Here is a 14,715-nt window from a genome sequence, read left to right as displayed (position 1 = left end):
GAACCAACCCCGCAGAACGGACGCACGATGTCCCGAGCCCACCTGCCCCATCTCCTGTCCCGGCGCGCCGTGCTGCGCGGCGCCCTCGGCGCCGGCGCGCTGGCCGCCGCCGGTCCGCTGCTGGGCGCCTGCGGCGGCGACGGCGGCGGCGATGCGCTGGACCCGGCCGCCAAGCCGAAACTCGCCGGCGAGACCCTCAAGGTGCTGGTCAACCAGCCCAACGCCGGGGCGTTCGAGGTGTTGCGGCGGACGTTCAAGGCCGAGACCGGCGCCGACATCCAGGTCACCCCGGTGCCGTACGACAAGCTGCTGGCCACGGCGATGCTGGACGCGCAGTCCGGCGCGGGGCAGTACGACGTGATCATGTACTGGTACGTCGGGCTGGGCAGCCTGGCCGAGGGCGGCGTCCTGGAGGACCTGACCGACTACATCAAGGCCAACCCCGACATCGACACCGGCGACCTGCTGCCGTCGATCTACGACCCGTACACCCTGTACCAGGGGCGGCGGTGGGGCCTGCCGTTCGACGGCGACACCCACATCCTCTTCTACAACACCGAGCTGTTCGAGAAGTACAGGCTGGACGCCCCGAAGACCTGGGAGGACTCCAACGCCGCCGCCGAGAAGATCACCAAGGACGGGCGCGGCGAGCACTACGGCGTGATCGTCGAAGGCCAGCAGGTGCCGATCATCCTCGGCTGCACGTTCGCCAACCGGCTCGTCGGCTTCGGCGGCCGCTTCCTGGACGACAACGGCAGACCCGCGCTGGCCTCCGAGCAGGCGGTGGCGGCGCTGCAATCGCTGCTGGACGTCGCCCCGCACGCCCTGCCGACCCCGCTGCAGACCGGTTTCGACCAGGCGCTGCCGGCGTTTTTGTCCGGACGGGCCGCCCAGCTGGAGTTCTGGACCGACCACTCGGTCAAGGCGCAGGACCCCAAGCAGTCCAAGGTCGTCGACAAGTGGGACGTGGTGACGCTGCCGATCGGCGGCTCCAACACCGCGCACAACACCTCGCTGGACGCCGGGTTCGCGCTCGGCGTGTCGAAGCTGTCGAAGAAGAAGGAGGCCGCCGCCGCGTTCGTGAAATTCGCCGCGAGCCGCAAGCAGAACGAGGCGCAGATCGCCGTCTCGACCAGCGGCTCGGACCCCGTCCGCACCAGCACCCTTAGCTCCCAGGTCTTCCGCAAGTCGTTCGGCCGCGCCGCCGACGTCGTCGCCGAGGGACTGTCGGGCAAGCCGCTGGTCTGGCCGAACGGCCCCGAGGCGCCCGAGCTGCTGCAGACGCTGGTCGACGAGCTGGCGCTGGCCCTGCAGGGCAAGCAGCAGGCGCGGCAGACCCTGGAGAAGGTGCAGAGCGCCTGGGAGAAGCGGCTTGGCTGACAGCGCGATCGGCCGCCCGGCCGTGCGGTGGGGTGCGCTGCGAAGGCACCGCGCCCGCCGCTGGTCGGGCGTGTCCCCCTGGCAGGCCGCGCCGGTCACCCTCGCCCTGCTGGTGTTCACCGCCTACCCGCTGGTCTACCTGGTGGCCCTGGCGCTCACCGAGTCGACGCTGGCGCAGCCGCTGCGCGAATGGGTCGGCACCGACAACTTCCGCGCCGCGCTGGAAAACGACGTGTTCACCGGGTCGCTGTGGCGCTCGACGGTGTTCGCGGTGCTGGCGGCGTCCGTCCAGCTGGTGGCGGGGACGGCGCTGGCACTGGCGCTGCACGCGCGCGGCCGCCGGCTCGGCCTGCTCGGCGGGTTCCTGCTGCTGCCGCTGGTCACCCCGCCCGTCATGGTCGGGGTCGCGTGGAAGCTGCTGCTGGCCCCGGTGGGCGGCGCGCTCAACGGGGCGCTCGGCCTGGCCGGGCTGGCCCCGGTCAACCCGCTGGGCGACGAGCGCGGCGCGTTCCTCGCGCTGGTCGTGATCGACACCTGGCAGTGGACGCCGTTCGTGGCGCTGCTGGTGTACGCGGCGCTGCTGGGCGTGCCGGGCGAGCTGCGCGAGGCGGCGCTGCTCGACGGCGCGGGCCGGCTGCGGCTGCTGGTGTCGGTGGTGCTGCCGTACGTGCGTCCGGCGCTGCTGGCCGTGCTGCTGCTGCGGCTGGTCGGCGGGTTCAAAGTGTTCGACATCGTGTACGTGGTGACGGCCGGAGGCCCCGGCGCCGCCACCAACACCTCCACCTACGAGATCCAGCGGACCGCGCTGGAGTCGTTCAAGGTCGGCACGGCCGCCGCCGAGACGCTGCTGTTCTCGCTGGTGGTCGGGGCGGTCGCCACGCTGGTGGCGGCCGTGCGGCGGCGGGCCGTGAGGGCCGAGCGGTGAGCCGCCGCTGGATCACGGCGCTGCTGGCGCTGGTCGCGGCGCTGATGGCGGTGCCGCTGGTGTACATCGTGTCGCTGTCGGTGCGGTCGCGCGACGACGTGCTGAACGGCGGGCTGCTGCCGAGCACGCTGTTCTGGCGGAACTGGCCCGACACCTTCGGGTCCATCGACCTGCCCCGCCACCTGGCCAACTCGTGGATCGTCGCGGCGGGGGGCGCCGCCCTCACCCTCGTGATCGCGGTGCCCGCCGCGTACTACACCGCCCGCGCCCGGCGCGGCGGGGAGCGGCTGCTGTCGCTGGTGCTCGCCTCGTACTGCGCGCCGCCGGTGGTGGCCGTGCTGCCGCTGTTCTACCTGCTGCGCACCGCCGGGCTCGGCAACACCCTCACCGGGCTGGCGCTGGTCACCGGGCTGGCGAACGTGCCGGTCGCGGTGTGGCTGCTGGACGGGTTCGTCCGCCGGGTGCCGCGCGAGGTGGAGGAGGCGGCGTGGCTGGACGGCCTGGGCAGCTGGGGCGCGCTGCGGCACGTGGTCGTCCCGCTGGCCGCGCCGGGCATCGTCGCGTCCGGGCTGATCTGCTTCTTCCTGGGCTACAACGAGCTGCTGTTCGCGCTGAGCTTCGCCCAGGAGACCTCGGTGCAGACGCTGCCCGTCGCGCTGTCGCGGTTCCAGGGCGACCGGAACATCCAGTTCGGCCAGCAGGCGGTCGCCTCGATCGTCGGCGTGGCCCCGGTGTACGTGCTGGCGCTGCTGGCCCAGCGGCGCCTGGTGGCGGGCCTGTCCGCGGGTGCCGTGAAATGACCCGTTCTCAGCAAAGGAGTTGCGCATGACGCCCGTCCCGGAACGGAAGAAACGGATCTTCCTCAACGCCTTCGACATGAGCTGCGTCGGCCACCAGGCCCCCGGGCTGTGGCGGCATCCCGACGACCAGGCGTACCGGTACACCGATCTGGACTACTGGATCGACCTGGCGCGCCTGCTGGAGCGGGGGCGGTTCGACTCGCTCTTCCTGGCCGACGTGCTCGGCGTGTACGACGTCTACACCGGCTCGCGCGACCCGGCCGTGCGGCAGGCGACGCAGATCCCGCTGAACGACCCGCTGCTGGTGGTGTCGGCGATGGCGGCGGCCACCCGGCACCTCGGCTTCGGCGTGACGGTGTCCCTCACCTACGAGCAGCCCTACAACCTGGCCCGCAAGTTCACCACGCTGGACCACCTGACCAAGGGCCGGATCGCCTGGAACGTCGTCACGTCCTACCTCGACAGCGCCGCCCGCAACCTGGGCATGCGGCGCCAGCGCGACCACGACGACCGGTACGAGGTCGCCGAGGAGTTCCTCGAGGTCTGCTACAAGCTGTGGGAGGGGTCCTGGGAGGACGACGCCGTCGTCCGGGACGCGCGCCGGGGCGTGTTCACCGACCCCGCCAAGGTGCACGAGATCGCGCACAAGGGCCGGCACTTCGAGGTGCCCGGGGTGTTCCTCAGCGAACCGTCGCCGCAGCGCACCCCCGTGATCTACCAGGCGGGCGCGTCCACGCCGGGCCGGGCGTTCGCCGCGCGGCACGCCGAGGGCGTGTTCATCAACGCGGTCACCAAGGAGGGGCTGCGGGGGCGCGTCGCCGACATCCGCGCCCGCGCCGCCCGCGCCGGCCGCGACCCCGACAGCCTGAAGATCTTCATCCTGTTCACCGCGATCACCGCGCCCACCGATGCCGAGGCCCGCGCCAAGCACGACGACTACCTGCGCTACTCCTCCCACGAGGGCGCGATGGCGCTGTACGGCGGGTGGAGCGGCCTGGACCTGTCTAAGTACGACCCCGACGAGCCGCTCGAATACGTGCGCACCGACGCCGTCCAGTCCGCGCTGGAGATCTTCACCACGATCGACCCGGAGCACCGCTGGACGCCCCGCGACATCGGCCGCTACCTGGCGATCGGCGGGATCGGCCCGGTCGTGGCGGGCTCCCCGTCCACCGTGGCCGACGAGCTGGAGTCGTGGGTGGACGAGACCGGCATCGACGGGTTCAACCTCGCCTACGCCGTCACGCCCGGCACCTTCGCCGACTTCGTCGACCTCGTCGTCCCCGAGCTGCGGCGCCGGGGCCGGGTGCCGGCGGACTACGAGTCGGCGACCCTGCGCGAGAACCTGCTCGGCCCCGGCCAGGTCCGCCTGCGCGACGACCACCCCGGGGCCCGGCACCGCCGCACCGCCACCGCACCCGATGCCGCCCGCCCCGTGGAAAAGGTGGGATGACCATGGCCGACCACGACCACGAGCACGCGCACATCATCCAATCCGACGAGGAGGCCGTGGAGACCGCCGCGCGGCTGGCCGCCGGCTTCGCCGCCGGCGCGGCCGAACGCGATGCCCGGCGGATCCTGCCGCACACCGAGCTGGACGAGCTGTCCCGCAGCGGCCTGCTGGCGATCACCGTGCCGCGCGAGCACGGCGGCGCGGACGTGCGCGCCGACACGCTCGCCGAGGTGTACCGGCTGCTGGCCGAGGCCGATCCCAGCATCGCGCAGATCCCGCAGAGCCACGTGGTGTACCTGCGGGTGCTGGCCCAGCAGGGCGACGCCGAGCAGCGCAAGTTCTTCTTCGCCGAGGCGCTGGCGGGCAAGCGGTTCGGCAACGCCCAGTCCGAGGCGCACACCAAGCACGTCCAGGACTACCGCACCCGTCTGCGCCCGCACCGCGACGGCGGCTACGTCCTGACCGGCGAGAAGTTCTACTGCACGGGCGCGCTGTTCGCCCACTGGGTGCCGGTGCTCGCCCAGCTGGAGGTCCCCGGCGAGGGCGACCGGCTGCACGTCGCCTACGTGCCCAGGGACGCCCCCGGGCTGGAGATCGTGGACGACTGGTCCGGCATGGGGCAGCGCACCACCGCCAGCGGCACCGTGCGGCTCAACGACGTGCGCGTCCCTGCCGAACGCGTCGTCCCGCACCACCTGACATTCACCGGCCCGCAGGTGCACGGCGCCTACGCGCAGCTGCTGCACACGGCCATCGACACCGGCATCGCCGGGGGCGCGCTGCGCGAGGCCGCCGAGTTCGTGCGGACCAAGGCCCGCCCGTGGTTCGAGAGCGGCTACGACACCGCCGCCGAAGAGCCGCTGCTCATCCAGCGGTTCGGCGAGCTGGCCGTCGTCGAACGCTCGGCGCGGGCGCTGCTGGCCGAGGCGGGACGCGCGGTGGAGAAGGCCCGGCACGACCTCACCGACGAGACGGCCGCCGAGGCGTCCATCGCCGTCGCCGTCGCCAAGACGGCCGCCGACCGCGCCGCCATCGAGATCACCAACGCGCTGTTCGAGGTGTCGGGCACCCGCTCCAGCCTGGACGGGCTGAACCTGCACCGGCACTGGCGCAACGCCCGCACCCACACCCTGCACGACCCGGTGCGCTGGAAGATCCAGCACATCGGCCGGCACCTGCTCAACGGAACGCCGCCGCCCCGGCACGGCGTGATCTGACAGAGAGGCCCCCGTGACACTGACCTTCCATTGGTTCCTGCCCACCTACGGCGACAGCCGCTACATCGTCGGCGGAGGCCACGGCCTGGACGCGGGCGCCGCCGCCGGAGACCGCCCCGCCACTTTGCGCTACCTGGGCCAGATCGTGGCCGCCGCCGAGCAGCTCGGCTTCGAGGGCGCCCTCACCCCCACCGGCGCGTGGTGCGAGGACGCCTGGCTCACCACGGCGCTGCTCGTGGAGACCTCCGAGACGCTCAAGTTCCTCGTGGCGTTCCGGCCGGGCCTGCTCAGCCCGGTGCTGGCCGCCCAGATGGCCGCCACCTACCAGCGGCACTCGCGAGGGCGGCTGCTGCTGAACGTCGTCACCGGCGGCGAGGCCCACGAGCAGCGCGCCTACGGCGACTTCCTCGACAAGGCCGGGCGCTACGCCCGCACCGACGAGTTCCTGCACGTCGTGCGCGCCCTGTGGCGGGGCGAGAAGCTGGACTTCGCAGGCCGCCACATCAAGGTCGAGGGCGCCCGGCTCGCCAAGCCGCCGCACCCCGTCCCGCCGCTGTACTTCGGCGGGTCGTCGAAGGAGGCGGGCCCGGTGGCGGCCCGGCACACCGACGTCTACCTGACCTGGGGCGAGCCGCCCGCCGCCGTCGCCGAGAAGATCGCCTGGATCCGCCGGCTGGCCGACGAGCAGGGCCGCCGCGTGCGGTTCGGCATCCGGCTGCACGTCATCAGCCGCGACACCGCCGAGGAGGCGTGGGCGCACGCCGGGCGGCTGCTGGCCGGCATCTCCCCGGAGACGATCGAGCAGGTGCAGGCGAACCTGCGGCGCAGCGAGTCGGAGGGGCAGCGGCGCATGCTCGCACTGCACGGCGGCGCCGCCCGCCGCGACCTGCGCGAACTGGAGGTCGCCCCCAACCTGTGGGCGGGCGTGGGCCTGGTCCGCGGCGGCGCCGGGACGGCCCTGGTCGGCAGCCACGCCGAGGTCGCCGACCGGATCGCCGAGTACGCCGAGCTGGGCCTGGAGGAGTTCGTCCTGTCCGGCTACCCGCACCTGGAGGAGGCGTACTGGTTCGGCGAGGGCGTCCTGCCCCTGCTGGCCGACCGCGGCCTGTGGAAGCACCCCGCGGGCCGCCCCGACCTGGCCGCACCCGCCGTCCCCTTCGTCTAGACCCCGTCCCGTCCGACCACGCTGACCGCCCCGGGATTGACGCCCCCGCGCGAAAGGACACCGCGATGACCGAACTGCTGCCCGACCAGATGATCGACGAGGACCGGTTCCGGCGCGCCCTGGCGCTGCACGCGGCCGGGGTGGTGGTGGTCACCGCCGCGTGCGGCACGGAGCCGGTGGGGCTGACCGCGACCTCGTTCTCCTCGGTCAGCCTGTCCCCGCCGCTGGTGTCGTTCTACGTGGACCGCGGCTCGACCACCTGGCCGTCGATGCGCCGCGCGGAGCGGTTCGCGGTGAACATCCTGGAGTCCGGCCAGGCCGACGTGGCGGCCCGGTTCGCCCGGCGCGGCATCGACCGGTTCGCCCCGCCCACCCGGTGGCGCCCGCACGCCGACGGCACCCCGCTGCTGGACGGCGTGTGCGCCCACCTGCTGTGCGTCCCGTACACGACGATCGACATCGGCGACCACATCCTGGTCGTGGGCCTGGTGACGTCCACCGACATCCGCGGGTCCGACCGGCCGCTGCTCTACCACCGGGGGCGGTTCGGGCACTTCCTGCCGCAGGAGGCGTGACCGCGGCCGGGACGCCGAGGGCGAGACGTCCCGGCCGCGGAGCTTGCGGGCAGACGGCGCGCCGGACGAAAGGTTGCCGACCGTGACCGTCCGGCGCGCCGCTGGTCAGGTGGCGCGGGGCCGCTCGCCCTGCGGTGCCCCGCGCTGGAACAGGACGAACAGCCACGCCATCGACGGCACGAGGATCAGCGCCCCCGCGCCGAGGGAGAACAGCACGACCTTCAGCACGGCGTCGTGCGCGGCGGCCGCGTCCAGGTCCAGGTCGGCCATGGCGGCGGCGCCCCACAGCACGGTGACCACGGCGAGCGCGCCGGTCACCCGCACCGCCAGATAGGACCGCCGCACCAGCAGCACCAGCGAGACCAGCCCGGCCGCCGCCGACACCCAGATCAGCGGGGCGTGCACCCCGAACGCGGCGGCGCCGGGCAGCGCCAGCAGCCCGACCGCCGCGCCGGACACCAGCGCCAAGCCGCGGAACCGCAGGGAGGCGCCCTGGTCGCCGAGCCGCCGCGCGTCCCAGATCAGGTAGACGGCCGCCAGGTACGCGCACAGCACGGTGGTCAGCACCCCGCCGTACAGCCCGACCGCCGTGAGCCAGCCGGATGCGCCGACGGCGAGCGCGGCGGCCACCGCGCCCAGGCAGTAGGGCGTCAGCACCGACGACACCCCGAAGATCCACCGGTACCAGCCCTGGTCCGGCACGGCCTTGGCGAACACGAACGTGCTGCCGCGCGCCACGATGCCGAGGGCCGCCAGCGACAGCGGCACCCAGTGCGTCGCCATCACGTCGGCGAACACCGGCGGGAACGCCGTCCAGGTCAGCACCATCACGAAGATCAGCCAGACGTGGTTGGCCTCCCACAGCGGGCCCATGGCGTGCTCGATGACCCGCTGGTCGGCGCGCCGCCGCGACACCAGATGCCACAGCCCGGCGCCGAAGTCCGCCCCGCCGAACAGCAGGTAGGCCGACAGGCCCACCAAAATCAGGCCGATCGCGGCGTCCGCGTAGCTCATCGCAGGCTCCTCGTCCCGCCCGCGCCGGAGGCCGCCGCCTCCCGGTCCGCGGGCTCGCCGGTGGTCTGGGCCGCGCCGGTGCCGGCCTCAGGCGGCGCGGACGGCCCGTCCGCCGCCGCGGGCTCGGGGCGGCGCCGCATCCGCCGCAGCACGCTGATCGTCGCGGCGGCCAGGACGGTGTACACCGCCAGCACGACGTAGAGGCCGTAGCGCAGGCCGGGGCTGGGGTTGACCGCCTCCTCGGTGCGCATCACCCCGTACACGATCCACGGCTGCCGCCCCACCTCGGTGGTGGTCCATCCGGCGAGCATGGCGACCGACGCGGCGACCCCGGACGCGGCGGCCAGCCGCAGGAACCACGGCCGCCACGGCAGGTCGGCGCGCGCCCCGCCCGCCCGGCGGCGCAGCCACCAGGCCAGGCCCCACCAGGCGGCCAGCGCCAGCAGCGCCGTCCCGATCGCGACCATGATCTCGAAGGAGGTCCGGACGACCTCGGCGGGCGGCCGCACGTCCGCGGGGAAGGAGTCCAGCCCGCGCAGCCGCGCGTTCGCGTCGAACCGCAGCATCAGCGACAGCGCGTTGGGGACCTCCAGCACGGCGAACCGGAACGGCACTCCCGCCTCGGTGTGCTCGACGCCCTCCATGGCGGCGAACTTGACCGGCTGGTTGTCGGCGACGAACCGCACCGCCCAGTCGCCCACCAGCACCTGGAGCGGGGCGCACACCGCGCCCAGGGAGAAGGGGATGGCGAAGCCGAGCCGGTGGTAGCGGTCGACACGGCCCGCGCGCGCGTCCCGCAGCAGCGCCACCGCGTACACCGACGCGACGATGAACCCGCACATCATGAGCGACGCCAGCACCAGGTGCACCGCCTGCGTCGGGGTGGCCGGGTTGAACATCGCCGCCAGCGGGTCGACGTCGGTGACCTTGCCGTTCTCCAGCCGGAACCCGCGCGGCTGGTTCATCCACGCGTTCACCGTCACCACGAACGAGGCCGACAGCAGGCCCCCGATCACCACGGGGACGCCGGTGAGCAAGTGCGCCCGGGGCGACAGCCGGTCCCAGCCGTACAGGTAGACGCCCATGAAGATGGCCTCGATGAAGAAGGCGATGCCCTCCAGGGCGAACGCGGCGCCGAACACCTGCCCGTAGGTGTCCATGAATCCCGGCCACAGGGTGCCCATCTCGAACGACAGCACGGTGCCGGAGACGGCGCCGACCGCGAACAGCACGCCCGCGGCCTTCATCCAGCGCCGGGCCAGCTCGGCGTAGACGGCGTCGCCGGTGCGCAGCGACCGCCACTCGGCCAGCAGGGTGATCGCGGGCAGTCCGATGCCGATGCCGGCCAGGATGATGTGGAAGCCGAGGGTGAACGCCATCTGCTGGCGCGCGGCCATGAAGTCCGCCGGGGTGGCCGCCCCGGTCGCGTTCTGCGCGAGCAGCGCGAGGGAGCTCATGGGACACACTGTAGTACTACAAGCCGTAGTACTACATGCGGTGGTACTACCGGCCGTGGTGACGTCCCTCTCAGTCGGATACCCTGGCGGGCGTGAAGGGTCTGGGAGAGCTTGAACGCACGGTCATGGAGGTCCTCTGGGAGCGGGACGGCGCCGGACTGCCGGCCGCCACCGCCCGCGACGTCAGCAGAGCCCTGGCGAGCGAGCGGGATCTCGCGCACACCACCGTCATGACGGTCCTGGACCGCTTGGCCAAGAAGGGCTTCCTGCAGCGCGAGCGGGACGGCCGCGCCTGGCGCTACCGCCCGGTCGCCAGCCGCGAGGAGTACGTCACCGAGCTGATGCTGGGCGCCCTCAACGAGACCGGCGACCGCGACGCGGCCCTGGTGCGCTTCGTGCACTCGGTGTCGCAGACCGAGGCCGACGTGATCCGCCAGGCCCTAGCGGAGCTGACCGGCAACGGCACCGCCGACGGCCCTCCCGGCGCTAAGCTGCGGGAGGGGGAGCCGCCTGAGGCGAACCCGTCCGACCGGAACCTCACCACCGGCAAGGAGCCACCGGCATGACCGGCGCCGCCCTGCTCGCACTGATCTCCATCGGGACCGTTGGCGGGGCGCACCTGCTATCGCGGGCCCGGTGGACGTGGCGTTCCCCCCGCACCGCGATAGCCCTCTGGCAGGCCCTCGGGCTGGGCTGGGGCGTCGCCACGATCGGCGCCCTGCTGGGCTTCGCTCTCCTGCCCTACGACCACGGCATCGTCGGCGGCGTGCCGCTGCTGCTGGCCGACCATTCCGCCCGCCTCGACGTCTGGCACGTCGCCGCGCTGCTGGCGGCGGTCACCCTGGCCGCCGTGCTGCTGGCGATGCTGGCCTACGCGGTGGTGCGGGTGGTGCGGGCCCGGCGCCGGCACCGGGCGCTGCTGGCGCTGATCTCCCGCCGCGACGCCGCCGTCCCCGGCACCCTCGTGCTCGACCACCCCGCGGCCGCCGCCTACTGCGTGCCGGGCGTGCGCTCGTCCAAGGTCGTGGTCAGCGCCGGGACGCTGGAGCTGCTCGACCCGGCCGAGCTGGCCGCGGTGCTGGCGCACGAACGCGCCCACGCCCGCGAGCGGCACGACCTGGTGCTGCTGCCGTTCGCCTCGCTGCGCCAGGTCTTCCCGCAGATCGGGCTGGTCGGGCGGTGCCTGGACGCGGTCGAGCTGCTCATCGAGATGGCCGCCGACGACCGCGCCCGGCGGCACCGCTCGCCCCGGGAGCTGGCCACCGCGCTGCTGCGGTTCGCCGCGGCCCGCCCCGCGGCCGCCCCGTCCGGCACCCTCGGCGTCGCGACCGCCGACGACATCCCGGTCATGGCCCGGGTCAACCGGCTGCTGCAGCCGGTGCCGCTGGGCCGTCCCACCCGGGTCGCCGCGACGGTCGCCGTCCCGCTCCTCGCGCTCGTTCCGCTGCTGCTGTACGCGCTGCCGCACTGACCGGTTTCGGGGCTCAGCCGTCGATGGTCAGCCCGTACAGCCGCGTCACCCGGATCCTGACCACCAGCCGCCGGTCCTTGACCATGTTCTCCAGGAAGACGGCCTGATCGGCGGGGCTCAGCTCGGCCGGGTTGATGGCCAGCAGCTCGCGGCCGGTCTCGTCGCCGGGCCGCTCGCTCATCGGGGACGCCTCCGCCACGCCCTCGGCCACCACGTACGTCATGTGGTCGGCGGAGGTGACGTACAGCGCCACGCGGGGGTCGTTGCGCACATGGCGCACCTTGAGCCGGTCGGCCGTGGTGGAGAAGCGCAGGAGGCGTTCTTCCGGATCCCAGTGGTACAGCACCGTTGACAGCGCGGGGTGCCCGTTGCTCTTGTTGGTCGCCAGCGCGCCGAACCGGTGCTCGCCGAGCAGGCGCGACAGCTCCTCGTCGGTCAGCTTCTTCGGCCCGGGTCCGGTTCCGGGAGAGTATCCGCCGGTCACTTCCATCAGCCCTTCTTCTCGGCGGGGATGCGGCGCAGCACGAGCAGTGCGGTCGCGATCGCGGCCACCAGCAGCCCGGCGCCGACGGTGAACGCCAGCCGGTGCCCGCCGGTCAGCGCCAGCGCCTCCGCCATGCCGTCCTCGCCCAGGTGATCGGCCCGGGCGGCGGCGAACGTGGACAGGGCCGCGACACCGAGCGCCGCGCCGATCTGCTGGGTGGTGTTGAACAGCCCGGACACCGCCCCGGCGTCGTCGTTGCGCGCCCCGGACATGCCCAGGCCGGTCAGCGCGGGCATGGCCAGACCGACCCCGCCGACCAGCACCATCACCGGCAGCAGCCGGACGGCGTAGGCGCCGTCCGCCGGCAGGCGGGTCAGCCCCGCGTACCCGACCAGCACCGGGACGAGCCCGGCCAGCAGGACCGTCCGCTCGCCGAACCGGCCGATCAGCCGCGCCGACACCCCCAGCGACAGCCCGCCGATGGTGATCGCGGCGGGCAGCATGGCCAGGCCGGTCTCGGTCGCGTTGTAGCCGCGCACCTGCTGCATGTGCAGCGCGATGAGGATCTGGAACCCGAACATCGCCGCGATCATCAGCAGCTGCACCAGGTTGGCGCCCCACACGTTGCGGACCCGCAGCGCCCGCAGCGGCAGCAGGGGAGCGGCGGCGGTGGCCTGGCGGGCGACGAACGCGGCCAGCAGCACCACCGCGCCGGCGGCCAGGCCGAGAGTGCGCGCCGACGCCCAGCCGGACCGCTCGACCTGCACGATCGCGTACACGGTCAGCATGGACCCGGCGGTGACGAACACGCCGCCGAGCACGTCGGCGCCGCGCCGCAGCCCGAGCCCGGGGTCGTCGGGCAGCAGCCGCACCACCCCGACCAGCGCGACCGCGCCGATCGGCACGTTGATGAAGAACACCCAGTTCCAGCCGAGCCCGTCGGTGAGCAGCCCGCCGAGCACCTGCCCGAGCGCGGCGCCGGTCGCGCCGGTGAACGCGAACGCGCCGATGGCCCGGCCCCGCTCGCCCGGGTCGGTGAACAGCGTCACGATGATCCCGAGGGAGACCGCGGAGGCCAGCGCGCCCCCGGCGCCCTGGGCGAACCGGGCGGCGACCAGCATCGCGGGCGTGGCGGCCAGCCCGCACAGCACCGAGGCGGCGGTGAACACTCCCAGCCCGGCCAGCAGCACCCGGCGGCGGCCCGCCAGGTCGCCCAGGCGCCCGGCTAGCAGCAGCAGCCCGCCGAACGCGATCATGTAGGCGTTCACCGTCCAGGTCAGGCCGGACGGGCTGAACCCCAGGTCGGCCTGGATGGCGGGCAGCGCCACGGTGACGATGCTGCCGTCCAAGATGATCATCAGAGACGCGGCGCACAGCACGGCCAGCGCGTACCAGCGGCACCGGGACTCGGGCGCCGCGGCCTTGTCCGGGCCGACCGCGGGCCGCGGGGGTGCGGTCCCGGTCGCGGGGAGGGGGTCTCGGACATGGGTCATCTCCTGTCAGCACGGGACGAGCTGGACAGGAGAGACAGTAGCAGATGGTTTTTTAGTAGACGATCCTCTTGTTGCCTATCCGATTCGGACCTATCTGGCGGCGGCGCGCTCGCGCGGCCGGCGGCAGGAGGCGTCCACCGGTTCGGCCAGATGGCCGCCGGCCAAACGCTCCATGGCGCGCACGAACACCTCCCGCTCGCCTTCGGGCAGCGCCTCCAGGACCGCGCCGTGCACCCGGTCGACGATCCGCATGCTGCGCTCGGCGATCTCGGCACCGCGCTCGGTGACCGAGACGATCCGGGCGCGCCGGTCGCGGCTGGACGGGCGGCGCTCGGCGTACCCGGCCTTCTCCAGCGCGTCCAACGTGACCACCATGGTGGTCTTGTCCATGTCGCACACCTCGGCGAGCTGAATCTGGGTGCGCTCCTCCTCCAGGGCGTGCACGAGGACGCAGTGCATGCGCGGGGTCAGCCCGATCTCGTCGAGGGCGGCCGTCATGTGCGTCTTCAGCACATGGCTGGTGTGGTTGAACAGGTAGGACAGGTCCGGAATCGTTCGCGTGACGGTCATGCCGCCAGATTAGTTCGTCAGCGGATTATCCGGAACATGACCTATCTGCCGGCCGGGCTCAGGCGGCGGCGGTCACCCGGGGAGCAGTGCGCACGACATGGTCGACGAAGCCGTACTCCCTGGCCTCCACGGCGGTGAAGAACCGGTCGCGGTCGGAGTCGGCCTCGATCCGCTCGACCGGCTGACCGGTGTGATGCGCTATCAGCTCCTGCACGATCCGCTTGGTGTACCGCATGTTCTCCGCCTGGATCCGCACGTCGGACGCGGTGCCCGCGACACCGCCGGACGGCTGGTGCATCAAAATCCGCGCGTGCGGCAGGGCGTACCGCTTGCCGGGCGTCCCCGCCGACAGCAGGAACTGGCCCATGGACGCGGTGAAGCCCAGCGACACCGTGGCCACGTCGTTGGGCACATACTGCATGATGTCGTAGATCGCCATCCCGGCGGTGATCGAGCCGCCGGGGGAGTTGATGTACAGGAAGATGTCGCGGCTGCGGTCCTCGGCCGACAGCAGCAGCATCTCGGCGCAGATCCGATTGGCGATGGCGTCGTCCACCTGCTGCCCGAGGAAGATGACGCGCTCGCGCAGCAGCCGCTGGAACACCGGGTCGAAGCCGGACGGCGTTTCGTCCTTTGTCGTCATGGCCGTGGTCATGGCCCCAGCAAAGCGCCCGGCGCCGACGGCGTCCAACAACTCTTCACGGGTGATTG

The 14,715-nt window shown here is 73.1% G+C and carries 15 protein-coding genes; 9 read left to right on the top strand and 6 right to left on the bottom strand.

Annotated elements, in window-relative coordinates; all coding sequences use genetic code 11:
- Positions 1 to 27 precede the first annotated feature (27 nt).
- From QSK22_RS23765 to QSK22_RS23735, 7 genes are all read left to right on the top strand, one after another.
- Positions 28 to 1,380: an ABC transporter substrate-binding protein gene (locus tag QSK22_RS23765; protein WP_285496547.1), complete on the top strand. Its 1,353-nt coding sequence runs from the start codon at positions 28 to 30 to the stop codon at positions 1,378 to 1,380.
- Positions 1,373 to 2,305 carry a carbohydrate ABC transporter permease gene (locus tag QSK22_RS23760; protein WP_285496546.1) on the top strand — a complete coding sequence of 311 codons (933 nt, stop codon included), beginning with the start codon at positions 1,373 to 1,375 and terminating at the stop codon, positions 2,303 to 2,305. Before QSK22_RS23765 ends, QSK22_RS23760 begins: the two co-directional genes overlap by 8 nt.
- Positions 2,302 to 3,105: a carbohydrate ABC transporter permease gene (locus QSK22_RS23755; protein ID WP_285496545.1), complete on the top strand. Its 804-nt coding sequence runs from the start codon at positions 2,302 to 2,304 to the stop codon at positions 3,103 to 3,105. The genes QSK22_RS23760 and QSK22_RS23755 overlap by 4 nt, the downstream gene beginning before the upstream one ends.
- A gap of 25 nt (positions 3,106 to 3,130) precedes the next feature.
- On the top strand, positions 3,131 to 4,558 hold the full coding sequence (locus tag QSK22_RS23750) for an LLM class flavin-dependent oxidoreductase (protein WP_285496544.1): 1,428 nt from the start codon (positions 3,131 to 3,133) through the stop codon (positions 4,556 to 4,558).
- 2 nt (positions 4,559 to 4,560) lie between these two features.
- Positions 4,561 to 5,775, top strand: a complete 1,215-nt coding sequence (locus tag QSK22_RS23745) for an SfnB family sulfur acquisition oxidoreductase (RefSeq protein WP_285496543.1) — start codon at positions 4,561 to 4,563, stop codon at positions 5,773 to 5,775.
- A gap of 13 nt (positions 5,776 to 5,788) precedes the next feature.
- Positions 5,789 to 6,940, top strand: coding sequence for an LLM class flavin-dependent oxidoreductase (locus QSK22_RS23740; RefSeq protein ID WP_285496542.1), 1,152 nt, complete (start codon positions 5,789 to 5,791; stop codon positions 6,938 to 6,940).
- Positions 6,941 to 7,005: 65 nt separating this feature from the next.
- Positions 7,006 to 7,515: a flavin reductase family protein gene (locus QSK22_RS23735; protein WP_285496541.1), complete on the top strand. Its 510-nt coding sequence runs from the start codon at positions 7,006 to 7,008 to the stop codon at positions 7,513 to 7,515.
- Positions 7,516 to 7,620: 105 nt separating this feature from the next.
- On the opposite strand, the gene QSK22_RS23730 is transcribed toward QSK22_RS23735, so the two are convergent.
- Positions 7,621 to 8,529, bottom strand: a complete 909-nt coding sequence (locus QSK22_RS23730; protein WP_285496539.1) for a cytochrome d ubiquinol oxidase subunit II — start codon at positions 8,527 to 8,529, stop codon at positions 7,621 to 7,623.
- Complete coding sequence (locus QSK22_RS23725; protein ID WP_285496538.1) at positions 8,526 to 9,986, bottom strand: cytochrome ubiquinol oxidase subunit I; 1,461 nt, start codon at positions 9,984 to 9,986, stop codon at positions 8,526 to 8,528. Before QSK22_RS23725 ends, QSK22_RS23730 begins: the two co-directional genes overlap by 4 nt.
- Before the next feature lie 92 nt (positions 9,987 to 10,078).
- On the opposite strand from QSK22_RS23725, the gene QSK22_RS23720 reads away from it, so the two are divergent.
- Complete coding sequence (locus QSK22_RS23720; RefSeq protein WP_285496537.1) at positions 10,079 to 10,552, top strand: BlaI/MecI/CopY family transcriptional regulator; 474 nt, start codon at positions 10,079 to 10,081, stop codon at positions 10,550 to 10,552.
- Entirely contained in the window at positions 10,549 to 11,457 is a 909-nt protein-coding gene (locus QSK22_RS23715; protein WP_285496536.1) for a M56 family metallopeptidase, read from the top strand. The genes QSK22_RS23720 and QSK22_RS23715 overlap by 4 nt, the downstream gene beginning before the upstream one ends.
- A 13-nt stretch (positions 11,458 to 11,470) precedes the next feature.
- Here QSK22_RS23715 and QSK22_RS23710 read toward each other — a convergent pair whose 3' ends face one another.
- The 4 genes from QSK22_RS23710 to QSK22_RS23695 all read right to left on the bottom strand — a co-directional run bounded on the left by QSK22_RS23710 (position 11,471) and on the right by QSK22_RS23695 (position 14,647).
- Entirely contained in the window at positions 11,471 to 11,947 is a 477-nt protein-coding gene (locus tag QSK22_RS23710) for a pyridoxamine 5'-phosphate oxidase family protein (protein ID WP_285496535.1), read from the bottom strand.
- On the bottom strand, positions 11,947 to 13,434 hold the full coding sequence (locus QSK22_RS23705) for an MFS transporter (protein WP_285496534.1): 1,488 nt from the start codon (positions 13,432 to 13,434) through the stop codon (positions 11,947 to 11,949). Before QSK22_RS23705 ends, QSK22_RS23710 begins: the two co-directional genes overlap by 1 nt.
- A gap of 90 nt (positions 13,435 to 13,524) precedes the next feature.
- Complete coding sequence (locus QSK22_RS23700; protein WP_285496533.1) at positions 13,525 to 14,004, bottom strand: MarR family winged helix-turn-helix transcriptional regulator; 480 nt, start codon at positions 14,002 to 14,004, stop codon at positions 13,525 to 13,527.
- Positions 14,005 to 14,062: 58 nt separating this feature from the next.
- A complete protein-coding gene (locus tag QSK22_RS23695; protein ID WP_285496532.1) occupies positions 14,063 to 14,647 on the bottom strand; it encodes an ATP-dependent Clp protease proteolytic subunit in 585 nt (194 codons plus the stop codon).
- Between the last annotated feature and the right edge of the window lie 68 nt (positions 14,648 to 14,715).

It is taken from the genome of Actinomadura sp. NBRC 104425, assembly GCF_030269545.1.
Taxonomy (GTDB): domain Bacteria; phylum Actinomycetota; class Actinomycetes; order Streptosporangiales; family Streptosporangiaceae; genus Spirillospora; species Spirillospora keratinilytica.
This window is presented reverse-complemented; position numbering and strand designations above follow the sequence as displayed.

Coding starts and splice junctions, on each gene's coding strand:
- QSK22_RS23765 (WP_285496547.1), top strand. CDS start 28: ATGTCCCGAGCCCACCTGCCCCATCTCCTGTCCCGGCGCGCCGTGCTG.
- QSK22_RS23750 (WP_285496544.1), top strand. CDS start 3,131: ATGACGCCCGTCCCGGAACGGAAGAAACGGATCTTCCTCAACGCCTTC.
- QSK22_RS23745 (WP_285496543.1), top strand. CDS start 4,561: ATGGCCGACCACGACCACGAGCACGCGCACATCATCCAATCCGACGAG.
- QSK22_RS23735 (WP_285496541.1), top strand. CDS start 7,006: ATGACCGAACTGCTGCCCGACCAGATGATCGACGAGGACCGGTTCCGG.
- QSK22_RS23730 (WP_285496539.1), bottom strand. CDS start 8,529: ATGAGCTACGCGGACGCCGCGATCGGCCTGATTTTGGTGGGCCTGTCG.
- QSK22_RS23725 (WP_285496538.1), bottom strand. CDS start 9,986: ATGAGCTCCCTCGCGCTGCTCGCGCAGAACGCGACCGGGGCGGCCACC.
- QSK22_RS23715 (WP_285496536.1), top strand. CDS start 10,549: ATGACCGGCGCCGCCCTGCTCGCACTGATCTCCATCGGGACCGTTGGC.
- QSK22_RS23710 (WP_285496535.1), bottom strand. CDS start 11,947: ATGGAAGTGACCGGCGGATACTCTCCCGGAACCGGACCCGGGCCGAAG.
- QSK22_RS23705 (WP_285496534.1), bottom strand. CDS start 13,434: ATGACCCATGTCCGAGACCCCCTCCCCGCGACCGGGACCGCACCCCCG.
- QSK22_RS23700 (WP_285496533.1), bottom strand. CDS start 14,004: ATGACCGTCACGCGAACGATTCCGGACCTGTCCTACCTGTTCAACCAC.
- QSK22_RS23695 (WP_285496532.1), bottom strand. CDS start 14,647: ATGACGACAAAGGACGAAACGCCGTCCGGCTTCGACCCGGTGTTCCAG.